The following is a 24,433-nucleotide window of genomic DNA, read 5'->3' on the forward strand; positions in this document are numbered from 1 at the left end:
CCTAGAAGCGGAGCAGTCGAGGCGGGGCCGGACAGGATGAAACTGATTAAACTTCTCTGCGGCTTCGCCTTCCTGGTGGTGCTGGCGAGCAACATCTGGACCATCTCGCGCTGGAGCGAAAGCCGCGGGGTCTATGACGACATCTGCTATTTGCGGCAGGCGCATCTGTTCAAGCTGTTCGGCCTGGACGGGCTCAATACCGACATCAAGCGCGAGGACGACCAATATCTCGCTAGCAAGCTGAAGGCGATCGGCTATCCCGAGTGGAACGTGGCGACGCGGGCTCCCTGCCACGTCTGGATGGAGAAGACGAAAAAAACCGTCATTCAATATCCGCCGGGGACCGGGTTTGCGCTGGCGCTGTTCCCCGAAGGCTTCCAGGTTATCCCGCTCTATGTTCTGGCGTCGATCGTGGTAACCGGTTTCGCACTGCTCGCGTTGAGCTGCGCATCAACGTGGTATTCGCTCGCATTGGCGGCCGTCTTCGGGGATGTCGCGATCTACCTGATGATCAATCCGACCAAGGCGAGCTATTCGATAGCGCCGACCATGATGGTCTGCGCGCTCGCGGGCTGGCTCACCGCGAAGCTGTTGAAGGATGGATCGCGGCATCGGCTTGTGCTGCTCGCGCTGGTGGGGCTGCTGATCGGCCTGTCCGTGAATTTGCGCCTGCCGAACCTGTTCCTGTCGGCGGGCTATTGCCTGTATCTCGCCGGCGCATTCCTGCTGGCGCGAAACAGGGAGACGTTCCTGCAAGGGGCGGCATTCGGCGCAGCCTTGCTGATCGGGATGGCGCCGACGCTGGTCGCGAATGCGATCAATGCGGGCAGCCCCTTCACGACGACCTATGGCGGACAGGACGTCACGCCGCCGGAGCTGGATGCAAGCGTCCTCTGGCAGTATTTCAGGGACGTGCAGTTCACCTTGCTGGCGATCGCCGCCGTCTGGACCGCCTGGCTGTGGCGCTACAATCAGGGGGGCGCGAGGCAGGCCGCCATTTTGCTCGCCGTCAATCTGGTGGTGAACGCGATTTTCTTCATGACGCATCCGATCTTCACGCCCTATTACATCATGCCGATCGACATGCTCACGCTGTGGACGCTGCTGTTCGCAACGCTCAATCTGCGCGGCGAGGCCGCCGCCGAGCCGGGCTTTCCTCAACTGGAAAAAGCCCTGAAGCGGCATCGGCGATCCATGGTCAGGCCTGATTCGGCAGGTCCGCGATGACGACACCGGCGTTGCGGGTTGCGGTTCTGGTGCCGTGCTTCAACGAGGAGGCGGCCGTCGCGACCGTGGTCGCCGATTTTCGCAGAGTACTGCCGGCGGCCGAAATCTTCGTCTATGACAACAATTCAAGAGATCGCACCGTCGAACTCGCGCGGGCGGCCGGCGCAGAGGTGCGCAGCGAACGCCGTCAGGGCAAGGGGCATGTCATCCGGCGGATGTTTGCCGATATCGACGCCGACATCTACGTGCTGGTCGACGGCGACGCGACCTACGACGCCCCCAGCGCCCCACGCATGATCGAGGCCCTGGTCAACGAACACCTCGACATGGTGGTTGGCTTTCGCGTCGATCAATCGGCCGCCGCCTACCGGCCCGGTCACCGCACCGGCAACTGGATGCTGACCGGATTCCTTTCGATGGTGTTCGGTCAGGCGTTCAAGGATATCCTCTCCGGCTACCGCGTGTTCTCGCGCCGCTTCGTCAAATCGTTTCCGGTGTTGTCGGACGGCTTCGAGATCGAAACCGAGCTCAGCGTGCATGCGCTCGAACTGGCGCTGCCGGTGGCCGAAATCGAGACACCCTATTTCGCCCGGCCCGAGGGGTCGTTCAGCAAGCTGAACACCTGGCGCGACGGTTTCCGCATCCTCGGCACCATCCTGAAACTCTATCGCTCGGAAAAGCCGCTGCGGTTCTTCACCGCAATCGGCGTGTTGCTGATGGTGATTTCCGTCGTCCTCGCGATCCCCGTCATCATCACCTATCTCGAGCAAGGTCTCGTTCCGCGACTACCGACCGCGGTATTGTCGATGGGGCTGATGATTATGGCGGTGCTGTCGGTTTCGTCGGGGCTGGTGCTGGATACGGTGACGCGCGGCCGCCGCGAGATGAAACTGCTGGCCTATTTGTCGCAACCGGCGATCAACAAGAAATGAGGCAAAGCGGGCTTTAGCGCTGGCGGCAATGGACCGCGCCGCTGCCAGATGCTATTCCGCGCCTTACCATGAGCGAACTTTCCGTCACCATATTGCCCGAAACGCCAAAGGACGCGCAGGCGATCGAGCGCCTGCTCGAACGCACCTTTGGCCCCGGCCGCTTCGTGCTGAGTGCCTACCGGCTGCGCGAGCACGTCGATCATCTGCTCGATCTGTCGTTCACGGCACGGATCGGTACGCTGATGGTCGGGTCGGTGCGCCAGTTGCCGGTTTGCATCGGCGATACCCCCGCCTTGATGCTCGGGCCGTTGACGGTCGAGCCGCCATTTCGAAGCCGCGGCGTCGGACGCATGCTGCTCGATCGCGCGCTTGCGGATGCCAAGGCAAAGGGCCATCGCCTGGTTATTCTGGTCGGCGACGAGGCCTATTACAGCCGTGTCGGTTTCAAGGCCGTGCCGAAGGGGCAGGCGACGATGCCCGGCCCGGTCGATTACAGCCGCCTCCTGGTCGCCGAACTCGTCGACGGCGCCTTCGATGGCGTCTCCGGTGCCATTCGCCCGGACTGGAGCAAGGCGCGCTGATCTCGCCCTGCTCCAGCGGGATGTCCAGACTGGAGCCGCGCATCCCAACGTCCAAACCCGTTCGGCGCCAATTCCGACCGGAGGGCTCATAGTCATCCTGCGCGCTTGAGCACCCAGAAGCGAGGCGCGGGATCGATTCTCATACCTCCGCAAGTCACTATCGCATTGTCGAAGCAAAAGCGTTATGGGTCGAGCATGCCGAGACCACTCCGAACGCGCGCCAAGTCCAAGCCTTCTGTCACGGCAGGCAAACGACCGACTGCCGAGAGCAGGCCCGGGGCCAAGAAGATCATCCTGGAATACAAGAAGGAACTGATTCTCGACGCTGCCTGTGAATTGTTCTATTCAAAAGGATACGGTCCCACCAAGATCGACGACATCGCGGCAGCACTCTCGGTGACCAAGCCGTTTATCTACTATTATTTTCCGAGCAAGCTCGACATTCTTGCCGAGGTTTGCAGTCGCACGACTGACTTTGCGCGCGCGCTTGCGGAAGAGGCCCTTCGAAAACCGGACTCGCCGACTACCCGCATGCAATGGTTCATGCGCGCATTTGCCCTCCGAGTTATCGACGAGCGCAAATATATCGCGGTCATGTTTCGTGAAGCCGGGCATCTCCCGACCAAGGTTCAAGCAGAGTTCCGTGATAGGCGCCGGCGCTTTCACGTGGTGTTGAGTGCGTTGCTCGAAGAGGGGCGACGAACTGGTGAATTCCACTTCATCGACGCGGGTATAACGGGTCAGAGCCTTACTGGACTGGGTACCTGGCTGTTCAACTGGTATTCGTCCGAAGGTCCGAAGCCGGCTGAGGAAGTGACCAAGGCGATTGTCGACCTTGCGATGGCGATGCTGGGGGCAACTGACCCTCGCCCACGCGGCCTGCACGAAACTCCCTGAGAAACCGCCTCGGCGGCCTTGCCAGCTGCAACTACTCGAGTTATACCCGTGGGTATAAAAACAATAAATTGGGTATATAGCTGGGAGCGGGAGGAGCAATTGCGTGTACTAAGATCCCTGAGCATCGGTCTCTGGATGGCGCTCGTGCCTTTGGCCGCGGATGCGCAAGAGAAGCCGATACGCATCGGTGTCCTTGAAGATTTGTCCGGTGTTTTTGCTGATGTCACGGGGCCGGGTACGGTGGCGGCCGCGCAAATGGCGGCCAACGATTTCGGACCGGTGTTGGGACGAAAGGTAGAAATTCTTTCAGCGGACCATCAGAACAAAGCCGACGTTGCCTCGACGATTGTGAGGCGATGGCTCGACCTTGATGACGTCGAGATGATTACCGGACTAGGCAATACGGCGGTCGCACTTGCAGCCCGCGGCGTCGCCAGTTCGAAGGGCAAGATCGACATCGTGACAAGCGGCGGGTCGAGCGAGCTCACCGGCAAGGCTTGCACACCAACATCGTTTCATTGGGTCTACGATACCTACGCATTGGCGAAAACCGTCGGTGGAGCGACCGTCAAGTCGGGAGCCGATACGTTGTTCTTCGTTGTTGCCGATTATGCCTTCGGTGCGGCGCTGGCGCGGGACGGCACTCGGTTCGCAGAAGCCGTCGGCGGCAAAATCCTCGGCAGTGTGCGGGTGCCGCTAAACAGTTCGGACTTCGGCTCCTTCATCCTCCAGGCCCAGGCGTCCCGTGCAAAGGCGGTCATGCTGGCGATCGCAGGGCAGGATCTCGTCAATTTCATCAAGCAGGCCGGCGAATTTCAAGTTGCGCAGGGTGGCCAACATCTTGCGGCCTTTGTCTCCTTCGCCACCGACATACATGCGCTTGGTCTGAAGACAACCCAGGGGCTGCTGCTATCGGAAGCTTTCTATTGGGATATGGACGATGCGACCCGCGAATTCGGGAAGCGCTTTTTTGTTACCCGCAAGGCGATGCCAAACAGCATGCAGGCAGGTGCCTACAGTGCGGTGTGGCACTATCTCACGGCGGTAAAGGCGGCTGGAACGACTGATTCCCAGAAAGTCGCGGCCAAGATGCGCGAGACTCCCATCAACGACTTTATGACGAAAAATGGCCGCATCCGCGAGGATGGTCGCGTTCTCCGGGACTTCTACCTGTTTGAGGTCAAGAAGCCGGAAGAGTCCACCGGGGCGTGGGATCTCATGAAGAAGGTTCAGAGTTTGAGCGGCGATGAAGCTTTTCGTCCGCTTTCGGAAAGCGAATGTCCGAGCGTGAAAGAAGCGCAAGCAAAGAAATGAAGCTCGCGATTGATGAAGGATGCAGAGTGTCGGAACTCTGCATCGCGACGTCGATCGCTGTTTCCGGCGGTAAGGCGGACGAATGACGATTTCGGCACTTTTGATAGCCAATCGCGGCGAGATCGCCGTTCGTATCGCGCGCGCTGCGGCAGATCTCGGCATCCGGACCGTCTGGGCCTATTGCGACGCCGACGAGAAATCGTCTCGCCGGCGCTTTTCGGACGACGTTGTTCGGCTCGAAGGCAGAGGAGCGCGTGCGTATCTTGACCAGGATGGGCTCGTTGCGGCGGCCCTGCAATCGGGTTGCGACGCGGTTCATCCGGGGTACGGCTTCCTGAGCGAGAGCGCCGATTTCGCCCGGGCCTGTCAGCGCAACGGCCTGGTTTTTGTGGGTCCCGATCCGGCCACGCTGGAGGAACTGGGGGACAAGGCGCGGGCCCGCGCGCTGGCCAGGTCGCTCGATGTGCCGCTGGTGGCGGGGACGTTCGCCGCAACAAGCCTCGCTGAAGTCATCGATTTCGTGCGCGCGCTGCCTGAGGGGCAGAGCGCCATGATCAAGGCGATCGCCGGGGGCGGTGGCCGCGGGATGAGGGTCGTCGGAAGAGATGACGACGTCGCCGCCGCGTTCAATCAGTGCCAGACCGAAGCATCGAAGGCCTTTGAAAACGGCGACCTCTATGTCGAGCGGGTGGTTCGCCCTGCCAGACATATCGAAGTGCAGATCGTCGGAGACGGCACGGATGTCGCTCATGTCTTCGAACGTGAATGCAGCCTGCAACGGCGCAATCAAAAGCTGATCGAGATCGCGCCGAGCCCGACGCTCGATACCGCGCTTCGCGGGAGGATTACCGCGGCTGCGATTCGCCTCGCGGCACATTTTCCCTACCGTGGTCTCGGGACGTTCGAATTCCTGGTGGATGCGAATGCCGCGCCGGGCGAGGCCGGATTCTTCTTCATGGAGGCCAATCCGCGTCTGCAAGTCGAACATACCGTGACTGAAGCGATCACAGGCATCGACCTCGTTCAGGCCCAGTTGCAGATTGCGGCAGGGAAGACGCTGCGGGAACTCGGATTGCGTCAACAGGACATCTCCCCTCCGCGAGGATTTGCCGTTGAGGTGCGCGTCAATGCCGAAGAGATGGACGAGAGCGGAGACGTTCGTCCAGCGGCCGGAACGATCGTGCAGTTCGAACCGCCCACCGGTCCGGGGGTTCGCGTCGATACCGCCGTACATTCGGGTTATCGAATCAGCAGCCTGTTTGATTCTCTCATCGCCAAGATCATCGTCCACGCGCCGACGCCGGATTATTCCGCCGTCATCTCGCGCTGCCGACGCGTACTCGGCGAATTCACGATCGGTGGCGTAACGACAAATCTGCCGTTTCTGCGCGCGCTGCTTGCGACGGACGCGGTCGCGCAAAACCAGGTCGATACGCGTTACGTTGAAGAGCATTTGCGCGAGATTCTCGTCGCCGTTTCGTGCGAGCGCGCGTTGATGGCGAAGGAAGACGGGCGGATTGGCCACGCGCAGGGCGAAGCCGGACTGCAGGATGTGCCCGTTCTTCTCCCGGAGGACGGCTTGTCGATTGCGACGCCCATTCAGGGCACGGTTTCGGCCTTGCATGTCGCCCTGGGCGATCTGGTGCGGCCGGGTCACCACGTCGCCGTGGTCGAGGCCATGAAAATGGAGCATCTCGTCGCTTCGGCCGTCGGCGGCCGCGTGCGCGCAATCACCGCCGAGGTCGGCGTAACGGTCTCGGCCGGCGCGCCGCTCCTCTATCTCGATCCTGTCGAATTCGACGATGTCGTGGGGAAGGCAGAAAGCGCTTCGGTTGATCTCGATGCCATTCGTCCGGATCTTGCGACCGTGATCGAACGCCATGCTGCGGGTCTCGATGCCGCGCGCCCCGCAGCGGTCGCACGGCGTCGTCGCCGCGGCCAGCGCACCGCGCGCGAAAACGTCGACGACCTCTGCGATCCCGGCAGCTTCGTTGAATATGGTGCGCTCGCCGTGGCCGCCCAGCGGCAGCGGCGAACCATGGATCAGTTGATCGAACTCAGCCCGGCGGACGGTCTGGTCGCGGGTCTGGGCACCGTGAATGCCGCGTCGTTTGGCGAGACCCGAGCACGCTGCCTGGTGATGTCCTATGACTTTACTGTGTTCGCCGGCACGCAAGGCTGGATGAACCACAAGAAGAAGGATCGGTTGTTCGAGCTTGCGGGAAGGTGGAAAATTCCGATTGTGGTCTTCGGCGAAGGTGGCGGAGGTCGTCCGGGAGAGACCGACGGCTTGTCCGCGCATGGTCTCGACACACCAAGCTTCGCAAGATTTGCAAGATTGAGCGGGACAGTGCCGCTGGTGGGAATTGTCTCCGGGCGCTGCTTTGCGGGCAACGCCGCGCTGGTGGGCTGCTGCGACGTGATTATTGCCACCAAGGATGCCAATCTCGGCATGGGTGGACCTGCGATGATCGAGGGCGGCGGCCTGGGTGTCTATAAGCCGGAAGAGATCGGGGGAACCGCGGTCCAGAGCCGAAACGGCGGCATCGATCTGATAGCCGAGACCGAGGTGGAAGCAGTCGCGCTCGCAAAGCGCTACCTGTCTTACACGCAAGGAGATCTCGCGGAGTGGAGCTGCCCCGATCAACGCCACCTCCGTCATCTCATCCCCGAAAATCGCAGGCGCACCTATGACATTCGAGCGGGCATCGAGGTGCTGGCCGACGTGGAATCCGTCCTCGAACTCGGCCGCGGTTTTGGCCAGGGAATTGTAACCGCTCTGATACGGATCGAAGGCCGTGCGCTTGGGGTGATGGCGAACAATGCCACGCATCTGGGTGGCGCCATCGATGTCGAGGCGGCTCAAAAAGCAACCCGTTTCATGGATCTGTGCAATTCGATCGGCCTGCCACTGCTCACGCTGTGCGACACACCGGGCTTCATGGTCGGTCCTGAGACCGAAGAGCAAGGTCAGGTTCGCGCCTCCTGCGCCATGTATCTCGCCGCCGCACGGCTTCGCGTTCCGGTTTTGACCATCATTCTGCGCAAGGCTTATGGTCTTGGGGCGCAAGCCATGGCCGCCGGCTGTTTCCATGCGCCGGTCTTGAACGCTTCATGGCCGACGGGTGAATTTGGCGGAATGGGACCGGAAGGCTCGGTCCGCCTCGGCTATCGCAAGGAGCTTGAAGCCATTGCCGATCCCAAACAACGGCAAAGCTTTTTCGAGGAGAAACTCGCGCAGTTCCATGAGCATGGCAAAGCCGTCAACATGGCTTCCACGTTGGAAATCGATGCTGTTATCGATCCTTCCGAAACGCGTCTGTGGATCATGCGCGGTCTGAAAACGATCGATTTTCGGGGCCGGTCCAGGCCAGGCCCGGTCGAAACGGGTGATTATCTAGATGGAGGAGGCTTCCATGCAGCATGACAATGTGCGGTATGATCCACGCATGCCTTCGAGGGAGGCGTGCGTCCTTCCGTACATGCTTGAGGATCGCGTGCGGAATACCCCGGACGGGGTATTTGTCGTGTTTGAGGATGAAGAGGCGTGGTCGTATCAACGCACCCAGGAGATCGCCAGGCGGATCGGCAATGGCCTGAGAAACATCGGCGTCAAGCGCGAAGACAAGGTCGTCATCTGGCTTCCCAACAACAAGCTTTGCCTTGGAAGCTGGTTTGCCACCAGCTATGTCGGCGCGGTCTATGTTGCCATCAATACGGGCTACAAAGGCGCGTTGCTCGAGCATGTGATCGATAATTCCGACGCCGAAATCATGATCTGCCATCCCGACCTTGCAGATCGTCTGCTAGACATTTCCCGCCGTGGCCGTCTGAAGACCGTCGTGACCGCAGCAGAGAAGATCGCAAGCGATGGCGCGCGGTTTCGAGAGGCCGGGATCGATCTGCTGCCGTACGAAGTCCTGACGCAGGCGGAAGCCGCTGCCGATTTGCCGGTCTCCGGATTGGAACCGTGGAGCTGGCAGGCGATCTGCTACACGTCGGGCACAACCGGACCCTCCAAGGCGGTCATGTCGTCTTTTTTGCAGCTTTGCGTGATGGGGCGCGAATGCATGGAGGGCCTTGGTGCCGACGACCGCTACATCATCAACCTGCCGTTCTTCCACGTCGGTGGAACCCTGTTCGCCTATGGCGCGCTTGCACGCGGCTCGTCGATCGCGTTTCTGTCGCTATTCCAAACCGATACGTTTCTCCAAACATGCAAGAAACTCAAAGCCACGGCGTGTGTTCTGGTCGGCGCCATGGCCGGTTTTTTGATGGGGAAGCCACCGGCTGCGGCGGACCGCGATCATACGCTGCGCCGCGTCATGTTGCTTCCAATGGGCGACGACTCGCAAGCTTTTGCGGAGCGGTTTGGAGTCGACGTGTATACCGTTTTCAACATGAGTGAGATCTCCACTGCTATCCGGTCGGAACTCAATCCGACCTTGCGCGGGACTTGCGGCAGGCTGCGCAGCGGCGTCGAGGCTCGGATTGTCGACGAAAATGACTGCGAGGTCCCGGTCGGCCAGGTTGGAGAACTCGTGCTGCGCACCGATTGCCCGTGGACGATGTTCAGTGGCTACTACAAGATGCCCGAGGCCACCGCGAAAGCCTGGCGCAATGGCTGGTTTCATACCGGAGACGCATTTCGCGTCGATGCCGACGGCAACTACTTTTTTGTCGATCGCGTCAAGGATGCCATTCGCCGCCGCGGCGAGAACATTTCGTCCTTCGAGGTCGAGTGCGAAGTTGCATCATTTCCTTCGGTGCTCGAGGTCGCGGCAGTCGGTGTACCGAACGAGGTGAGCGAGGAAGACGTTCTCGTGGTCGTTGTGCCGAAGCCGGGAACGACGATCGATCCGGAGGTCCTGGTCTCGTTCATGGAGCAACGCGCCTCACATTTCATGGTGCCGCGTTATGTGCGGGTTGTCGATGCGCTGCCCAAGACACCGACGGCCAAGGTCGAAAAACACACGCTCCGGCGCGAAGGAGTGACGCCCGACACGTGGGATCGCGAGGCCGCAGGCGTTCGTATCAAGCGCAGCATTCTTGCGTGAGGGGCCGGTTGTTCGTTCTCGGGTTGGGCGCAGCCCGGATTTCACATCCTGAGCTGCTTCGCTTCCCGTTTCGGCGGCCAGACTAAAACTTCAAATTCGCAAACGCCCGCACCCCGATGCCCGGCATCAGGACTTCGTCCTTGGAGTAGGACACCGAGTTGCGGATGTTTTCGTTCAACAGGTTGTTGCCGACCAGGCCAACCGTCATTTCCCGCGCGCCGAACCAGGACGCATCGAGCTTGGTCCTGTAACTGACCTCGGCCTTCAACAGATTATATCCCGCCGTCGGCGTCTCGCCGATCACGGCGATATCGTTCTGCGCGAAGGCGTGCAGCAGATTGACCCGCATCAACCAATTGGCGTCGCGATAGAACAGGCCGCCGCCGAGCCGCTGCGGCGGAATACGCGGTACGTTGGTCCCGTCCTCGAAGGTCGCGCGGACAATATCGTATTGTCCCTCGATTCCGAACAGCCCGTTCCAGACCGGCAGCACATCGTACTGAAACTGGAATTCGCCGCCGCGGAAGGTGGCGTCGCGCTGGGAGTAGATCGCCTGGTTGAGTTCGAGGCCCGGGCCCGCCTGGCACACACCGTCTTCGCACGTGTTGCCGGTCAGCCGCCGATAGATGAAGCCGTTGAACTTGGTGTAATAGCCGGTGATTTCAAATCGCAGGGGGCCTGTTGCCCGTCGCAGACCGACTTCGACGGATTTCGCGGTCTCGATACCCAGATTGGGATTGCCGATATCGAATGTGACGGTCGCATCGTGACCGCCGCGTGAAAACAGCTCGGCGGGTTTGGGGGCGCGCTCGACATATTGGCCGGTGATGCTCGCAACCAGATTCCATGGAAGATTCTGGATCAGGCCGATACTCCCGCTCTTCGGGGCGAAGTTGAGGTTGCGCGGCGTGGCGGGGCCAATGGCACCGGGATCGACGTTGAGGTCGAACTCATCGGGAATGAAAGCCGGCGTCGTTCCAGTCAGGTTGGCGTGCTCGATACGCCCGGCAATCTGCGCCTTTGTCGCATCGCTGAATTTCAGCTCGTTGAAGATGTATCCGGCGACCTTGGTGTTCTTGTTGGGATCCCACAAGCCGTTCACTGGACTGCCGATATCATCCGGGCTCGGTGCTGTGAGTTCCTGATGCGACGCCTGGATGCCGACAGCCGTGGTGAGGGCGGCGAAGCGGACGTTGAACGGTGCCAACTGTACCTCGACGCGGCCTTCCTGCTCCTTGTTGGTGAAGGTCTGGCGCACGCCCAGCGTCGTCAGGTCGGCGGGGTCGGCGAGGCCGATCTCATTGTGCTTATAGTCGGTGGCGCCCGCCCAGAAACGCACCGCATCGATTGCCGCCGCGTCCGGCCGGTATTCGCCCTTGGTCGTGAATTTGGTTTGACGCGCGTCGATCCGCGTCTGGTGATCGGCGCCGTCGATGCCAGGTATGCGATAGAGCGTGTCGTTCTGCGTGACGGCCGCGCCGATGAAGCCGCCATGGAAGAAATACGAACCGCCGATCGATGCGCCGGTGGCCTGCGCCGAGGAATTCGGCTGGCGTCCATCGACCGGCCGGGTCTGGTCGAAAAGATAGGGATAGCTCGGAATGCTGTAATCGCCCGACTTTCGTCCGTAGGCGTCAGCATGAATGGCGAAATTGCCGCCGCCGGCGTCGAGCAGAATGCCGCCTTCGACGCCGCGATCGACCGAATTGACCGCGGTGCGGGTCTCGACGTTCAGGCACCCCGGCGATGCGGCATTGGCGAGCGGGGCCTTCACCGGAAGCCCATAGGTCTGAAACGGGGGTGCCGCGCAGGTGGGCAAGGCGTCCGGAATGCGGTTGTTGGTGGCGCTGACAACGCCGCCGATCGCCGTGGACCCGTAACGCAGGGTTGCCGGACCGCGGATGACCTCGATCTGATTGGTCGAAAGCGGATCGATCGGCACGAAGTGATCTTCGCCGAGGTCCGACGCGCCGTTGCTGCCGATGCCGTTCTCGACGATGCCGACGCGATTGACGTCGAGGCCCCTGATGATCGGCCGGCTGGACGCTCCGGGTGCAAAGCTCGAGCCGGTGATCCCTGGCTTGGAGAACAAGAGATCGCCGAGCGTGCCACCGCCCTGCCGGCGGATTTCCTCGTTGGGCATGACGGTGACGGTTGCGAACTGGTCGGTCACGACAGGCAGCACGCCCTGTTGAGGCGCGGCGGCGACGGGGACCGGTTGCGGCTCGTTATCGCGTTCGCGATTGCGGCCGGGCACGCCGCGGGCGACGCGCGCCGGCTTTCGCGCCGGGGTCACGTTTCTCCGCACGATCGGGCTTGGCGCCGTCACGGTGATTTCCGGCAGTTGTGTCGAGGAGGATGGCGAAGCCGCGTCCTGGGCCATCGCGCCGTTGCCGACCGCACAAAGGAATAGCCAGCTTGCGCCACCGATGTGGAACGCTCGTCTTTTAGTGAATGTCATTTGTCCCGATCCTGATTCCGTCAAGCGACGGATCGATTCGATTATCCCTTGGCGGATCGGCCACGTGTCACGCGGCGATCCCCTTCGGGCGCATCAGTCAATCGATGTCAGGAGGCGGGAGGGGCGCGGGACTGGAACGGCGAGCGGACCGAATTCAGATGCGCAAATTCGGCGTCGGTCGTCAGGTACAGAAGTTCGATGGCCTGCGGCAGCAGCAACAGCGGCGGTGCCGAGAATACGAGGTTGTTGGCCAGCGAAATGACGGCGCAGATCGCGCAGGCCTCAGCCGGATGATCGGTGTCGTGACTGGACGGTGGCTGCGTCTGGGCGGCTTGGCCTGCCGCCTCCGGTACGGCGGGGATCTGCGCATGATCGAGATCCACCTGCGTCAGGCTGGACGCGATCGCAGGCGCGGCCGCAACCGGGTGGTAGTGCCCGAACGACAGCGCAAACTGGATCGCGAGCGCGAGCAGCGCCAGCCGCGAGCCGTGTTTGACGTTATTCCGGAACCACTTCACGACGATGGAGGCCTTGTCCCCTGGAGCGGCCAGGGTGTCCCGTCCAATGTAATATTATAACATCAGCGGTGGTCTGCGGGGTCAACCGTGCTCGGTCCAAGTGCCGACGCAATTCGGGGAGTGTGTGTGATTTACGCAACGGTATGCGGGTCGAGCTGATCATCGTCGATTGGGCGGACCTTGGCGTCCCTCAATTTTCCCGGTTGACAGCCGAACCGCGTTCAGATTGTTATGTTATAACATTACATTGATGCGGATCGTCCATGCCTCGCCGTCCTCGTTTGGGATTCCGTGAACTGAACAGGCTCTTTGACCTCGATGCGAAAACTCCCCGTCACCGTCTTGTCCGGCTTCCTCGGGTCTGGAAAGACAACTTTGCTAAACCACGTGCTGAACAACCGTCGCGGCCTGAAAGTGGCGGTGATTGTGAACGACATGAGCGAGGTCAACATCGACGCCGACCTGGTCCGCGATGGCGGTGCGAACCTGTCGCGGACGGATGAAAAGCTGGTCGAAATGACCAACGGGTGCATTTGCTGTACCCTGCGCGACGATCTCTTGAAGGAAATTCGCGGGCTCGCCGAAAGCGATCGGTTCGACTACCTCCTGATCGAATCGACCGGCATTTCCGAACCGCTTCCAGTTGCGGCGACGTTCGATTTCCGGACCGAGGAGGGCGACAGTCTTTCCGACGTGGCAATACTCGACACCATGGTAACCGTGGTCGATGCCGTAAACTTGCTGCGGGACTATTCCTCGACCGACTTCATCAGGGATCGCGGTGAATCGCTCGGCGCTGATGACAAGCGAACGATGGTGGATCTGCTGGTCGAGCAGATCGAATTCGCTGACGTGGTGGTGCTCAACAAGATCGGCGATGCTTCCAGTGACCAGTTGGAGGCCGCCCGCAAAATCATTCGCGCGCTGAATCCCGCCGCCGACATCGTGGAGACCGATTTCTCCAACGCGCCGTTCGAGCGCATTCTCAATACCGGTCGTTTTGATTTTGAGCGGGCGCAGCAGCATCCGCTGTGGTTCAAGGAACTATACGGCTTCGCCAACCATACGCCGGAGACAGAACAATACGGCGTCGGCAGCTTTGTCTATCGGGCGCGTCGACCGTTCGATCCCGTGAAATTCCATCAATTTCTGAGGGAAAGCTGGGCCGGAGTCATCCGCGCCAAGGGGCATTTCTGGATCGCGACGCGTCCGCAATGGCTGGGTGAATTGAGTCAGGCTGGCGCGATTGTCCGAACGGAAGGTCTGGGCTTTTGGTGGGCCAATGTCCCTGCCGACCGCTGGCCGGATGATCCGTTCTGGCGGCAATCGCTCAAGAAGAACTGGAACGAATTGTACGGCGATCGCCGGCAGGAGATCGTGTTCATCGGCACCGCCATGGACGAGGACGCCATCACGGCGCGCCTCGACGCTTGTCTTGTTCCGGGAAAGTCCGGCATGCACATCGAGGAATGGGCTAGCCTGCCCGATCCGTTCCCCGGATGGCGGCGCGCCGATGAGGCCGCCTAGCCATTCGGCGCGTTGCTTCTAGCGCCCCTCGCGGACCCAGGTGGCGGCGAAGGCGCCGAGCAGCAGCAGCAGGCCGATCAGGCCCGCGAACATCGGCAGCACGCCGACGCCCTTGACGACGCTGGCGTCGCGCATCTTCACGCCCATCCAGCCGTCGCCGCGGAAGATGCTGGTGGAGCGCACCGGCACGATGCGGGGCAGGTCGATGCTTGACCCGTCGACCACGCGTCGCGCGTCGCCGCCGGTCGCTTGCGCCAGCGGCTTGAGCATTTCAACCGTCGAAGTGACTTCGGAAAATTCCCTCGGGTTGGTCGGCCCGACATTGATCAGCGCCTTCAGCGTGCCGTCGGTCGCCTGCCACAGGCCGAGTTCGCTCGCCGGTATGGTCGAACGCCAGGTGCCGGGATCGCTCGCGCTCAGCGTCAATTCGCGCGTGGCGCCGCTCGGCGATGTCACCGTTACGGGTGCGACGTTGTCGGCCATGGTCTGCCGCAACACCACGAGATCCTTGCCCTGGATCTGCAGGCGCAGTGCCTCTTCATCCAGATCAGGCTGCTTCATCAGCCAATGCGACATCCGCCGCAACAGATCGAGATGCGGGCCGCCGCCTTCATAGCCGCGCGCCCACAGCCAGATATGGTCAGACAGCAGCAGCGCGACGCGGCCCTCGCCGAAGCGCGACAGCAGCAGCAGCGGCTTGCCGTCGGCGCCGGTCATGACCGGCGGCGTGATGGCGTTGCGCGTCTCCACGGTGCGGAAGAACCGGCTCCAGCGCGGCGGTTCGTTGGCGGAGCCTTCGAGGCCGCGCGTGACCGGATGACGCTTACCGATGTCGCTCAGACGCGCATAAAACGGCTTCTCGGAGACGCCGACGGGTTCGGCCGGCAGCACCGAATCCAAAGGCGTGCGCCAGATGCTGCTGGTCGAGGCGTAGTCCGGCCCTGCGGACACCAGCACTGCGCCGCCGGCCCGCACGTAGCGCGCCATATTCTCGAAATAGGGAATCGGCAGCACGCCCTGGCGGGCGTAGCGGTCGAAGATGATCAGCTGGAATTCGTTGATCTTCTGCTGGAACAGTTCGCGGGTCGGGAATGCGATCAGCGACAGCTCGTTGATCGGCGTACCGTCCTGCTTCTCCGGCGGGCGCAGAATGGTGAAGTGCACGAGGTCGACGCTGGCGTCGGACTTCAAAAGGTTGCGCCAGGTGCGTTCGCCGGAATGCGGCTCGCCCGATACCAGCAGCACCCGCAGTTTGTCGCGCACGCCGTCGATCGCGACCACGGCGCGGTTGTTGACCAGCGTCAGCTCGTTTTCCAGCGGCGAGGCCTCGATCTCGACGATATTGGGCCCGGCATGCTTGATGTCGATCTCGACATTGGCGGTCTGGCCGCTCTGCAACGTGCGTTCGTTGATTACCTCGCCGTCGCGGCGGACCACGATCCTGGCGCGCTGGCCGGTGACGCCCTGGTCGTCCAGCCGGTAGGTGATGGTCTGGGGCTGGCCGACGATGCCAAATCTTGGCGCAGCAGAAATCGCGACGCGGCGGTCGCGCTCGTCCTTGCGGCCGGTGACCAGCGCATGCACCGGCGCCTGGAAGCCCAACGCCGCGGCGTTGGCGGGAATGTCGTGGACGCGGCCGTCGGTGATCAGGAAGGCGCCGGCGACGCGGTCGACGGGAACATCCGCCAGCGCCGACGACAACGCGCCGAACAGCTTGGTACCGTCGGTCTCGCCATCGGCCTGTCCGGCATCGACGACACGCACTTCCAGTCCCTTGACCTTCTTGAGGCTGTCGACCAGGGCCTCCTGCGCCTTCGCCGTCTCCTCATTGCGGGTGCCGAAATTCTGGCTCGGGCTCTTGTCGATGACCACGGCGGCGACCGACGACAACGGCTCGCGGTCTTCGCGCGTGAAAGAAGGGTTGGCGAGCGCGAGCAAGATCAGCGCCAGCGCGGTGACGCGCACCGCAGCGCCCCGCGCACGGCCGATCAGCAGCAGCACAGAGATCGCGACGATCGCGGCCAGCGCGATCCACAGCACGAGGGTGGGGACGAGGGGGGTGAACGCGATGCCGTACTGCATGCCGCTATTGCCCCAACCGTTCTATGAGGGCGGGCGCGTGCACCTGGTCGGCCTTGTAGTTGCCGGTCAGCGTGTACATCACGATGTTGACGCCGGCGCGGAAGGCGAATTCGCGCTGCCGCGGCTCGCTCGGCGTCAGCGGCAGCATCGGCTGGCCGTCGGGACGGATCGCCCAGGCGCCTGCAAGATCGTTCGAGGTGATGATGATCGGCGAGACGCCATCGCCGCCGCGCGCGGGCCGCGATGCGGCTTCGTCGTCATCCTCTCGCGGCAGGGTTTCGACCCAGGTCTGGCCCGAGTTGAACCGGCCCGGAAAATCCCGCAGCAGATAAAACGTCTTGGTCAGCACGTGCTCGCGCGGCACCGGCTCGAGCTCGGGCACGTCGAGCGAGGAGAGGATCTCGCGCAAGGTGCGCATGCCCGGCGTCTGCGATGCGCCGTTCTCGCCCGGCGGCGCCTCGATGGCGTCGCGGGTGTCGAACACGACCGTGCCGCCCTGCTTCATATAGGCGTCGATGCGGTTGATGGCGTCCTGTGGTGGTTTCGGCGCGCCCGGTACCACCGGCCAGTAGATCAGCGGGAAGAACGCCAGCTCGTCGCGCGCGGGATCGATGCCGACGGGGTCGCCGGCTTCCAGCGCTGTGCGCTGGGCGAGAAACAGCGTTAGTCCCGACATGCCTGACTTGACGATGGAGTCGACGTCGGCATTGCCGGTGACGACATAAGCGAGGCGCGTCTGCGAGACCGACTTGATCGCAAAATCGTCATTGTCGGCGGCGCGCAGCGGGGCGGGCGCGATCGACGTTGCGGCGAGGATCATCGCCAATACCAATGCTGCGGGTGCGGCACGCCGCCGCCACAGCGCAGCAAGGCCCGCGCCGAGCATGGCGACCACGATCGCATCGATCAGGAACAGCGCCAGCGATGACGACAGCAGGATGCCTCTGAGATCGCGCGGTTCGGCGTTGGTGTAGCTGGCGCGCCGGGCGCGCAGCGACGTCGTGTCGAGTGCTGCGATACGGTCGGCTGAGGCCAGCGTGTTGACGGCGATCGGACCTTCGGCCGCGCCATAGAAGCCGGGCGGATGATCTGCGGTGGCGCGGTCGCGGTAATCGGCCGGCATCGGCTTGGCGGTGGAGGGCGGCGGGCCGAATGCGCCAAAGCCATCGAGCGTGCGCAGCGGCGCCACGGTTTCGACATTGGTCGCTTCGCCGGCGACGCCCGCGCCCGGCTTTTGCGTGTAGCCGGACGTGTCGACCAGCCGCCGCAGCATCTCGACGAAGCTGCCGGACATCGGCAGGTCCGACCAGCGCGAGTCGGCGCCGACATGGAACAGGCTGAGGATGCCCTTGCCGCGATGCTCGCCGGTCACGAGCGGCGTGCCGTCTTCCAGCGAGGCCCAGCTCTTGGTCGCCAGCACGGCGTCGGGCTCGGCCAGAACCTGGCGGTTGACGGTGACGTCCTTCGGTACCTGCAAGCCCGCGAACGGGCCGTCGGCGGCGAACGAGGCCATATGCTGCGGCTTTTCCCAGGTCAGGCTGCCGCCAAGGCTGCGGCCGCCGCGGCGCAGTTTGACCGGCACCAGATCGTCATCGGCCTGAGCGAGGCGGGGACCTGCGAAACGCACCAGCACGCCGCCCTGGTCGATCCAGGCGTTGAGGCGTTCGCGGATTTCCGGCGACAGCGTGCCGACATCGGCCAGCACGATCATCGGCAGCCGTTGATCGAGAAACTGTCCGATCACCTGCTGCGGCGCGCCGCGGTCGCCCAGCCGCACGTCGGCGAACGGCGACAGCGCGCGGGTGAGATAGAAGGTCGAGGCGAGCAGCGGCTGCGCGGTGTCGCTGGTGGCGCCCGTGACGACGCCGATCGCGCGTCGTCGCCATCGCTTGTCGAGCAGCTGCACGGCGCCGGCGGATCGCTCGCCGGCAATTTCCAGCCGCGAGATGTCGTTGCGCAACTCGACCGGCAGTTCGAACGCGGCTTCGGCTTCGCGGTCCTGCGGGCCGAACGCGTAACGGGCTTCACCGATCGGCGAACCCTTGGCGTCGATCGCTCGCACCACGCCGGCGGCAATGCCGCTGTTGGTGCGCAATACTTTCACCGTCATCTTCGCCGCGGCGTTTTCGGCGGCGACCAGCGCCAGGGCCGGCGATGCGCCGCCTTCATAGATCGTCAGCGTGCGGTCGCCGACCGTCTTGGCCAGCGCTTCCAAGAATTCGGAGCCGCGTCCGGTATCGACGCCGTCGGATAGCCAGGCGAGTTCGGCGTCGCCGGTGGTCTTGAGGAAGCGGTCGAGTGCGGCGAGCGTTTCGACGCGATCGATCGAATAGGGCTTTGGCGCCAACTGGCGCAGTGCGACGCGGGCCGTGCCGCCCGGCATCAGCGTGACGTCGCGCGCCGGTTCGGACAATGGTACCAGCGCGACGCCGCGGCGGTCGTTGTCGGCATTGGCGATCAACTCGTCGGCGGCCTTGATCCGCGTTTCCCAGCTCGAGGCCGCGCTCCAGCCGTCATCGAGCAGTATCACCAGCGGCGCCCTGCTGCCGCCGGCGGCGGTCTGCGGATTCCAGATCGGACCTGCGGCGGCGAGGATCACCAGGGCCGCGGCGGTCAGGCGCAACAGCGTCAGCCACCACGGCGTCCGCGACGGGGTTTCTTCCTTGGGCTTGATGTCGAACAGCAGCCGCGTCGGCGGAAACTCGATCCGCCTCGGACGCGGCGGCATCACGCGTAGCAGCCACCACAGCACTGGAAGAGACAACAGGCCCAGCAGCAGCAGCGGTTGTGCAAAGGAGAGCGGCAGGCCCGCGATCATGCGCTTCGCCCCGCTTTGACGGTCGAGGAGCGCACCGCGCCCTTGCTCACCATCATGCCCGAGTGCAGGAACAACAATAGCTCGGCCGCGGAGCGGCTGGTGGTATGGGTCGAAAACAGCCAGTCGAGCTTGTTGGTCTCGCCCCGGATCGCGTCGCGATGCAGGGCGACGCGCGCGAGATAGTCGCTGGCCCAGCTCTCGGCACGGCCGGCGGTGATGACGCCGCCGCTTTCCGGTTCGACGAACTCGACGCGTCCGGAATAGGGAAAGGTTTCTTCGGCGGGATCGACGATCTGGATCAGCGTGCCATGCGCGCCGGAGGCCGACAGGCCCGCGAGCATGGTGTGGATTTCGCTCATCGGGGACCAGAAATCCGACAGCACCACGATCTCGGCCAGCGCCGACGGGATGAACGACGGCGGCAGGCTCGCGCGCGCGGCATCGTCATGCAGCATCGCCTGCGCCATCTTGTCGATGACGCTGCGGCTGGCGGTCGGGTTCATCAGGCCGGGGATGCCGACGCGTTCGCCGCCCGCGACCAGCAGTTCGGCCAGCGCGAAGGTCACGATCAGGCCGCGCTCCAGCTTGCTGTCGCGCGCCTGCTTCGAGGCAAAGGCCATCGACGGCGAGCGGTCGGGCCACACCCATACGGTGTGCGCGGCCTCCCATTCCTGCTCGCGGACATAGAGATGATCGTCACGCGCCGAGCGGCGCCAGTCGACGTTCTGCGACGGCTCACCCGAAACGAAGCGGCGGTATTGCCAGAAGCTTTCGCCGGAGCCGGCGCGGCGGCGGCCGTGCAGGCCGTGAATGACGTTGGCGGCGATGCGGCGGGCTTCAAGCACGAGACGCGGCAGCGATGCGGCGAGCGTACGGCTTTCGCCATCGGCACGTCGGATTGCTGTGATCTCCCCGTTGGCGTGCTTGGTCTCTGCGGCCATCAACCAATCCGCGTCTTCAATTGCCTGATCACGTCGGGAATGGTGCGGCCTTCCGCGCGCGCCGAGAACGTCAGCGCCATGCGGTGTTTAAGCACCGGTTCGGCAAGGTCGAGCACATCGTCGATCGAGGGCGCGAGACGGCCGTCGAGCAGCGCGCGGGCGCGGACCGCCAGCATCAGCGACTGGCTGGCGCGCGGACCGGGGCCCCAGGCGATCAGCTTCTCGCTCTCGCCATCCGGATTGGGACGCGCGGCCCGCACCAGCGAAAGAATCGCCTCGACCACGCTGTCGCCGACCGGCAGGCGGCGCACCAGCCGCTGGGCGGTGATCAGGATCTCCGCGTTCATGGAGGCCTTGGCGAGCGTCTCATCCGCGCCGGTCGTCTCGAACAGGATGCGGCGCTCGGCGTCGCGGTCGGGATAGTCGACGTCGATTTCCATCAGGAAGCGGTCGAGCTGGGCTTCCGGCAGCGGATAGGTGCCTTCCTGTTCCAGCGGGTTCTGGGTCGCGAGCACATGGAACGGCTTGGGCAGATCGTGCCGCGCGCCTGCAACGGTGATGTGCTGTTCCTGCATGGCTTGCAGCAGGGCCGACTGGGTGCGCGGGCTGGCACGGTTGATTTCGTCGGCCATCAGAAGCTGCGCGAATACCGGGCCCGAGATGAAGCGGAACGAGCGTTTGCCGGAGTTGCTCTCGTCCAGCACTTCGGCGCCGAGAATGTCCGACGGCATCAGGTCGGGCGTGAACTGGATGCGCTTGGCATCGAGACCAAGGGTGATGCCGAGGGTTTCGACCAGCTTGGTCTTGGCGAGGCCCGGGACGCCGATCAGGAGCGCATGACCGCCGGACAGGATCGTCACCAGGGTGTTTTCGATCACCCGTTCCTGGCCGAAAATGACGGTGGAGATGGCTTCTTTCGCGGCCTTGATCTGGCCGGCGACTTGTTCGGCCGAACGGACGATTCCGTCCTCGAGCTTTTCGACACCATCTGCGCCAGGCATATCCATCTCCTTCACCGCTTCATGACCCCGCCGAATGCGTCGTCATGCCACGAACCTCATGCTAAACCTGCGCAAAGGCCATGTATTCGCTGAATTAAACTATCCCCACATTATCGGTATATGGGGGTATGAACGGCATCACGATATGGCGAGAATATTGTTCCCGCTCACGTCTCTCGGACGTGCACCAATCGTGCCAGATTGAGCCGCAGAGCTTTAAGGCAAACAATGGCGAAGCAAGGGCAAACCACCGAACCAGGCCGTGAAAACACCGGTCTCGAAGGTCTGACCGCCGCAGCGACCGATGCGGCAAAGGCCAGCCCCGCCGAACGCGGTCTGCCGCCGGTGCATCTGTGGAATCCGCCGTTTTGCGGCGATCTCGACATGCGAATCGCCGGCGACGGCACGTGGTTCTACATGGGCACGCCAATCGGGCGGCCGGCGCTGGTCCGACTGTTTTCGACCATCCTGAAGCGCGAGGACGGCAAGCACTTTCTCGTGACCCCGGTCGAGAAGGTCGGCATCCGTGTCGACGATGCGCCGTTCCTGGCGGTCGAAATGCAGAATGAGCAAAGCGAGGGCGGTGGCCGCCTGCTGCGCTTCCGCACCAATGTGGACGATTGGGTGCCTTGCGACGGCGGGCACCGGTTGCGGTTCGAGATGGCTGCCGATGGCGGGCTCACGCCCTATCTTCACGTGCGCAGCGATCTCTGGGCCAAGGTCACCCGCGCGCTCTATTACGATCTGGTTGACATGGGGGAAGAGCGGGTGGTCGATGGACAGCCAATGTTCGGAATCGAATCCGGCGGCGAATTCTTCGCGATGGCCGATGCGAAGCAGGTGAGGGACGCGCTTTGAACGAGCCGATGCTGAAGAAGTTGGAACCGGCAGCGGTCAGCTCGGCGGAATTCTTCGCGCGGACCAAGGCGCGGCTGAACTTCGACGTCCCGCCCGGCCTGATCGATCCGAATATCATTCCCAGAACCGGCGACGAGGGCAATGATCGGATGCTCGAGATCATCGCCCAGGAACAGCCGGTGCGGCCGGCGGCGGTGCTGATCCCGGTGGTCGATCATCCGGAGCCGACGGTGCTGCTGACGCAGCGCTCGGAGCATCTGAGCAGCCATGCCGGCCAGATTTCGTTTCCCGGCGGCAAGATCGATGCAACCGATGCTTCGCCGATGGACGCTGCCTTGCGCGAGGCCGACGAGGAAGTCGGGCTGAAGCGCGACTTCATCGAGCCGATCGGCTATCTCGATCTCTATGGCACCGCGTTCGGCTTTCGCATCCTGCCGACGGTGGCGCGGGTGAAGCCGGGTTTCAAACTTGACATCAACGAGGGCGAGGTCGTCGACGCCTTCGAGGTGCCGCTGGCGTTCCTGATGAATCCGGAGAACCACCAGATCCACTCCAAGGAATTCCGCGGCATGGAGCGTTCCTATTACGCGATGCCGTTCGCCGAGCGTTACATATGGGGCGCGACGGCCGGCATCCTGCGGGTGTTGTACGAGCGGATTTATCTCGCATGATCCGTCCGGTATTGACCGAACTTGCAATTTTCCTGATCCCGTTCGTGGCCTATGCGCTGTTCCTGCTTGCAACCCGTTCCGGCGTGCTGGCGAAATCTTCCTGGCCGGCGCATCTCGTCGCCAAGCTCGTGCTGGGGTCGCTGCTGCTCGTGATCGTCAGTTTCGTCCTGCTCGCGCATTTCAGAGGCGCACCGCCGGATTCGACCTACGTTCCCGCCCACATCGAGAACGGCAAGTTCGTTCCGGGTACCGATAGACCCGGAGCCGGAAAATGAGCGAGGTGCGCGTGCTCGCCGATACGCCCTGGCTCAAATCAGGTCCGGCTGCCCGCGTGCTCGCTCTGCTCAACGGTAATAACGAGGAAGCCCGCGTGGTCGGCGGCGCCGTCCGCAATGCGCTTCTGAACATCCCGCCCGGCGATATCGACATCGCCACCACGGCGCTGCCTGATGAAGTGGCGCGTCGCGCCAAAGCGGCGGGCATCAAATGCGTGCCGACCGGCATCGAGCATGGCACCGTGACGCTGGTGGTCGACGCCGAGCCGTTCGAGGTCACGACCTTGCGCGAGGATACCGAGACCTTTGGCCGCAAGGCCAAGGTCGCGTTCGGCCGCGACTGGGTTCGCGATGCGGAGCGGCGCGACTTCACCATCAACGGCCTGTCCGTCGATGGCGACGGCGTCGTGCACGATCATGTCGGCGGGCTCGCCGATATCGCAGCCCGCCGCGTGCGCTTCATCGGCGACGCCGGTCAGCGCATCGCCGAGGATTATTTACGTATCCTGCGGTTCTTCCGCATGAACGCCGTCTATGGCGTTGGCGAGCCCGACCGCGTCGGCTATCTCGCCTGCATTGGCGGCCGTGCGGGACTGGCCAGTCTCTCCGCCGAACGCGTGCGGATGGAAATGTTGAAGATCATGGTCGCGGAGGGCGCGCTGGTTGCCGTCACCGCGATGGGGGATGCCGGTCTGCTGCAAGCGATCTTCGGCGGCGTCACCTACACGGGACCCATGGCTGCGATGATATCGGCGGAACACATGCTGGGGCTGACGCCGAGCCCGGTTCGCAGGCTCGGCGCGCTCTCGGTGGCGGTAACCGAGGACGCCAAACGTGTCGCGGCGCGGCTGCGTCTGACCAACGCCGAGGCTAAGGCGCTCGACTCCATGGGTCACCGCTGGTGGCGGCTTGCCGACATGGACGAGGCGAGGGCGCGGCGGCGGCTCTACCGGCTAGGCGAGGAACAATATCGCGACCGGCTGCTGCTGGCCTGGGCGCGCTCAGGGGGGAGCCAGGACTTCGCTGACAATCGCGCCGCCTATTGGCGTGAATTTGCCACCCTGCCGCAGCGCTGGAGCGCGCCGAAATTCCCGCTAAAGGCTGCCGATTTCATCGCGCGCGGCATTGCCGAGGGCCCGGCGCTCGGCCACGTGCTGACGCTGGCGGAGGACGCCTGGCTGGCGGCGGATTTTCCGCTCGATCAACCCGCGCTATCGGCCATTGCTGACCAGACCGTCGCCCGCTTTACCCGCGACCACCGGCTGTGAATCTG

The 24,433-nt window shown here is 63.3% G+C and carries 18 protein-coding genes; 12 read left to right on the top strand and 6 right to left on the bottom strand.

Annotated features, from left to right (window positions below):
* Positions 1 to 36: 36 nt before the first annotated feature.
* The 7 genes from JQ629_RS08605 to JQ629_RS08635 all read left to right on the top strand — a co-directional run bounded on the left by JQ629_RS08605 (position 37) and on the right by JQ629_RS08635 (position 10,008).
* Positions 37 to 1,227, top strand: coding sequence for a hypothetical protein (locus JQ629_RS08605; protein ID WP_212412289.1), 1,191 nt, complete (start codon positions 37 to 39; stop codon positions 1,225 to 1,227).
* A complete protein-coding gene (locus JQ629_RS08610; RefSeq protein WP_212412290.1) occupies positions 1,224 to 2,159 on the top strand; it encodes a glycosyltransferase family 2 protein in 936 nt (311 codons plus the stop codon). The genes JQ629_RS08605 and JQ629_RS08610 overlap by 4 nt, the downstream gene beginning before the upstream one ends.
* Positions 2,160 to 2,227: 68 nt before the next feature.
* The gene (locus JQ629_RS08615) at positions 2,228 to 2,740 is read left to right on the top strand and encodes a GNAT family N-acetyltransferase (RefSeq protein WP_212387610.1); all 513 of its coding nucleotides are present in this window, start codon (positions 2,228 to 2,230) and stop codon (positions 2,738 to 2,740) included.
* Positions 2,741 to 2,935: 195 nt separating this feature from the next.
* Positions 2,936 to 3,637 (top strand): TetR/AcrR family transcriptional regulator, encoded by a 702-nt coding sequence (locus JQ629_RS08620; RefSeq protein WP_212412291.1) that lies wholly within the window; start codon positions 2,936 to 2,938, stop codon positions 3,635 to 3,637.
* A gap of 99 nt (positions 3,638 to 3,736) precedes the next feature.
* Positions 3,737 to 4,951, top strand: a complete 1,215-nt coding sequence (locus JQ629_RS08625) for an ABC transporter substrate-binding protein (RefSeq protein WP_312010942.1) — start codon at positions 3,737 to 3,739, stop codon at positions 4,949 to 4,951.
* Positions 4,952 to 5,033: 82 nt separating this feature from the next.
* The gene (locus JQ629_RS08630; RefSeq protein WP_212412292.1) at positions 5,034 to 8,378 is read left to right on the top strand and encodes an acetyl-CoA carboxylase family protein; all 3,345 of its coding nucleotides are present in this window, start codon (positions 5,034 to 5,036) and stop codon (positions 8,376 to 8,378) included.
* A 70-nt stretch (positions 8,379 to 8,448) separates the two neighbouring features.
* Complete coding sequence (locus tag JQ629_RS08635) at positions 8,449 to 10,008, top strand: AMP-binding protein (protein ID WP_212412293.1); 1,560 nt, start codon at positions 8,449 to 8,451, stop codon at positions 10,006 to 10,008.
* Positions 10,009 to 10,090: 82 nt separating this feature from the next.
* Here JQ629_RS08635 and JQ629_RS08640 read toward each other — a convergent pair whose 3' ends face one another.
* The gene (locus tag JQ629_RS08640; protein ID WP_212412294.1) at positions 10,091 to 12,469 is read right to left on the bottom strand and encodes a TonB-dependent receptor; all 2,379 of its coding nucleotides are present in this window, start codon (positions 12,467 to 12,469) and stop codon (positions 10,091 to 10,093) included.
* A gap of 107 nt (positions 12,470 to 12,576) precedes the next feature.
* Positions 12,577 to 12,987 (bottom strand): DUF2946 domain-containing protein, encoded by a 411-nt coding sequence (locus tag JQ629_RS08645; protein ID WP_212412295.1) that lies wholly within the window; start codon positions 12,985 to 12,987, stop codon positions 12,577 to 12,579.
* A gap of 318 nt (positions 12,988 to 13,305) precedes the next feature.
* On the opposite strand from JQ629_RS08645, the gene zigA reads away from it, so the two are divergent.
* Positions 13,306 to 14,514: a zinc metallochaperone GTPase ZigA gene (gene zigA / locus JQ629_RS08650; RefSeq protein WP_212412296.1), complete on the top strand. Its 1,209-nt coding sequence runs from the start codon at positions 13,306 to 13,308 to the stop codon at positions 14,512 to 14,514.
* An 18-nt stretch (positions 14,515 to 14,532) separates the two neighbouring features.
* Here the strand turns inward: zigA and JQ629_RS08655 are convergent, their stop codons facing one another.
* The 4 genes from JQ629_RS08655 to JQ629_RS08670 are packed head-to-tail and all read right to left on the bottom strand — an operon-like array spanning position 14,533 to position 21,356.
* Entirely contained in the window at positions 14,533 to 16,596 is a 2,064-nt protein-coding gene (locus JQ629_RS08655; RefSeq protein WP_212412297.1) for a hypothetical protein, read from the bottom strand.
* 4 nt (positions 16,597 to 16,600) lie between these two features.
* Complete coding sequence (locus tag JQ629_RS08660) at positions 16,601 to 19,411, bottom strand: DUF4159 domain-containing protein (RefSeq protein ID WP_212412356.1); 2,811 nt, start codon at positions 19,409 to 19,411, stop codon at positions 16,601 to 16,603.
* Positions 19,411 to 20,355 (bottom strand): DUF58 domain-containing protein, encoded by a 945-nt coding sequence (locus JQ629_RS08665; protein WP_212412298.1) that lies wholly within the window; start codon positions 20,353 to 20,355, stop codon positions 19,411 to 19,413. Before JQ629_RS08665 ends, JQ629_RS08660 begins: the two co-directional genes overlap by 1 nt.
* Entirely contained in the window at positions 20,355 to 21,356 is a 1,002-nt protein-coding gene (locus tag JQ629_RS08670) for an AAA family ATPase (protein ID WP_212412299.1), read from the bottom strand. The genes JQ629_RS08665 and JQ629_RS08670 overlap by 1 nt, the downstream gene beginning before the upstream one ends.
* Before the next feature lie 228 nt (positions 21,357 to 21,584).
* On the opposite strand from JQ629_RS08670, the gene JQ629_RS08675 reads away from it, so the two are divergent.
* Genes JQ629_RS08675 through JQ629_RS08690 form a run of 4 tightly spaced genes read left to right on the top strand, consistent with a single transcriptional unit; the run spans position 21,585 to position 24,428 of the window.
* On the top strand, positions 21,585 to 22,214 hold the full coding sequence (locus JQ629_RS08675; RefSeq protein WP_212412300.1) for a DUF1285 domain-containing protein: 630 nt from the start codon (positions 21,585 to 21,587) through the stop codon (positions 22,212 to 22,214).
* Positions 22,215 to 22,222: 8 nt separating this feature from the next.
* Positions 22,223 to 22,885, top strand: a complete 663-nt coding sequence (locus JQ629_RS08680; RefSeq protein ID WP_409363283.1) for a CoA pyrophosphatase — start codon at positions 22,223 to 22,225, stop codon at positions 22,883 to 22,885.
* Positions 22,882 to 23,160: a DUF6111 family protein gene (locus JQ629_RS08685; RefSeq protein WP_212412301.1), complete on the top strand. Its 279-nt coding sequence runs from the start codon at positions 22,882 to 22,884 to the stop codon at positions 23,158 to 23,160. Before JQ629_RS08680 ends, JQ629_RS08685 begins: the two co-directional genes overlap by 4 nt.
* Complete coding sequence (locus JQ629_RS08690; RefSeq protein ID WP_212412302.1) at positions 23,157 to 24,428, top strand: CCA tRNA nucleotidyltransferase; 1,272 nt, start codon at positions 23,157 to 23,159, stop codon at positions 24,426 to 24,428. Before JQ629_RS08685 ends, JQ629_RS08690 begins: the two co-directional genes overlap by 4 nt.
* Positions 24,429 to 24,433 lie beyond the last annotated feature (5 nt).

The sequence above is a fragment of the Bradyrhizobium sp. AUGA SZCCT0222 genome (genome assembly GCF_018130205.1).
Taxonomy (GTDB): domain Bacteria; phylum Pseudomonadota; class Alphaproteobacteria; order Rhizobiales; family Xanthobacteraceae; genus Bradyrhizobium.

Coding starts and splice junctions, on each gene's coding strand:
- JQ629_RS08605 (WP_212412289.1), top strand. CDS start 37: ATGAAACTGATTAAACTTCTCTGCGGCTTCGCCTTCCTGGTGGTGCTG.
- JQ629_RS08610 (WP_212412290.1), top strand. CDS start 1,224: ATGACGACACCGGCGTTGCGGGTTGCGGTTCTGGTGCCGTGCTTCAAC.
- JQ629_RS08615 (WP_212387610.1), top strand. CDS start 2,228: ATGAGCGAACTTTCCGTCACCATATTGCCCGAAACGCCAAAGGACGCG.
- JQ629_RS08620 (WP_212412291.1), top strand. CDS start 2,936: ATGCCGAGACCACTCCGAACGCGCGCCAAGTCCAAGCCTTCTGTCACG.
- JQ629_RS08630 (WP_212412292.1), top strand. CDS start 5,034: ATGACGATTTCGGCACTTTTGATAGCCAATCGCGGCGAGATCGCCGTT.
- JQ629_RS08640 (WP_212412294.1), bottom strand. CDS start 12,469: ATGACATTCACTAAAAGACGAGCGTTCCACATCGGTGGCGCAAGCTGG.
- zigA (WP_212412296.1), top strand. CDS start 13,306: ATGCGAAAACTCCCCGTCACCGTCTTGTCCGGCTTCCTCGGGTCTGGA.
- JQ629_RS08655 (WP_212412297.1), bottom strand. CDS start 16,596: ATGCAGTACGGCATCGCGTTCACCCCCCTCGTCCCCACCCTCGTGCTG.
- JQ629_RS08665 (WP_212412298.1), bottom strand. CDS start 20,355: ATGGCCGCAGAGACCAAGCACGCCAACGGGGAGATCACAGCAATCCGA.
- JQ629_RS08670 (WP_212412299.1), bottom strand. CDS start 21,356: ATGCCTGGCGCAGATGGTGTCGAAAAGCTCGAGGACGGAATCGTCCGT.
- JQ629_RS08675 (WP_212412300.1), top strand. CDS start 21,585: ATGGCGAAGCAAGGGCAAACCACCGAACCAGGCCGTGAAAACACCGGT.
- JQ629_RS08680 (WP_409363283.1), top strand. CDS start 22,223: ATGCTGAAGAAGTTGGAACCGGCAGCGGTCAGCTCGGCGGAATTCTTC.
- JQ629_RS08685 (WP_212412301.1), top strand. CDS start 22,882: ATGATCCGTCCGGTATTGACCGAACTTGCAATTTTCCTGATCCCGTTC.
- JQ629_RS08690 (WP_212412302.1), top strand. CDS start 23,157: ATGAGCGAGGTGCGCGTGCTCGCCGATACGCCCTGGCTCAAATCAGGT.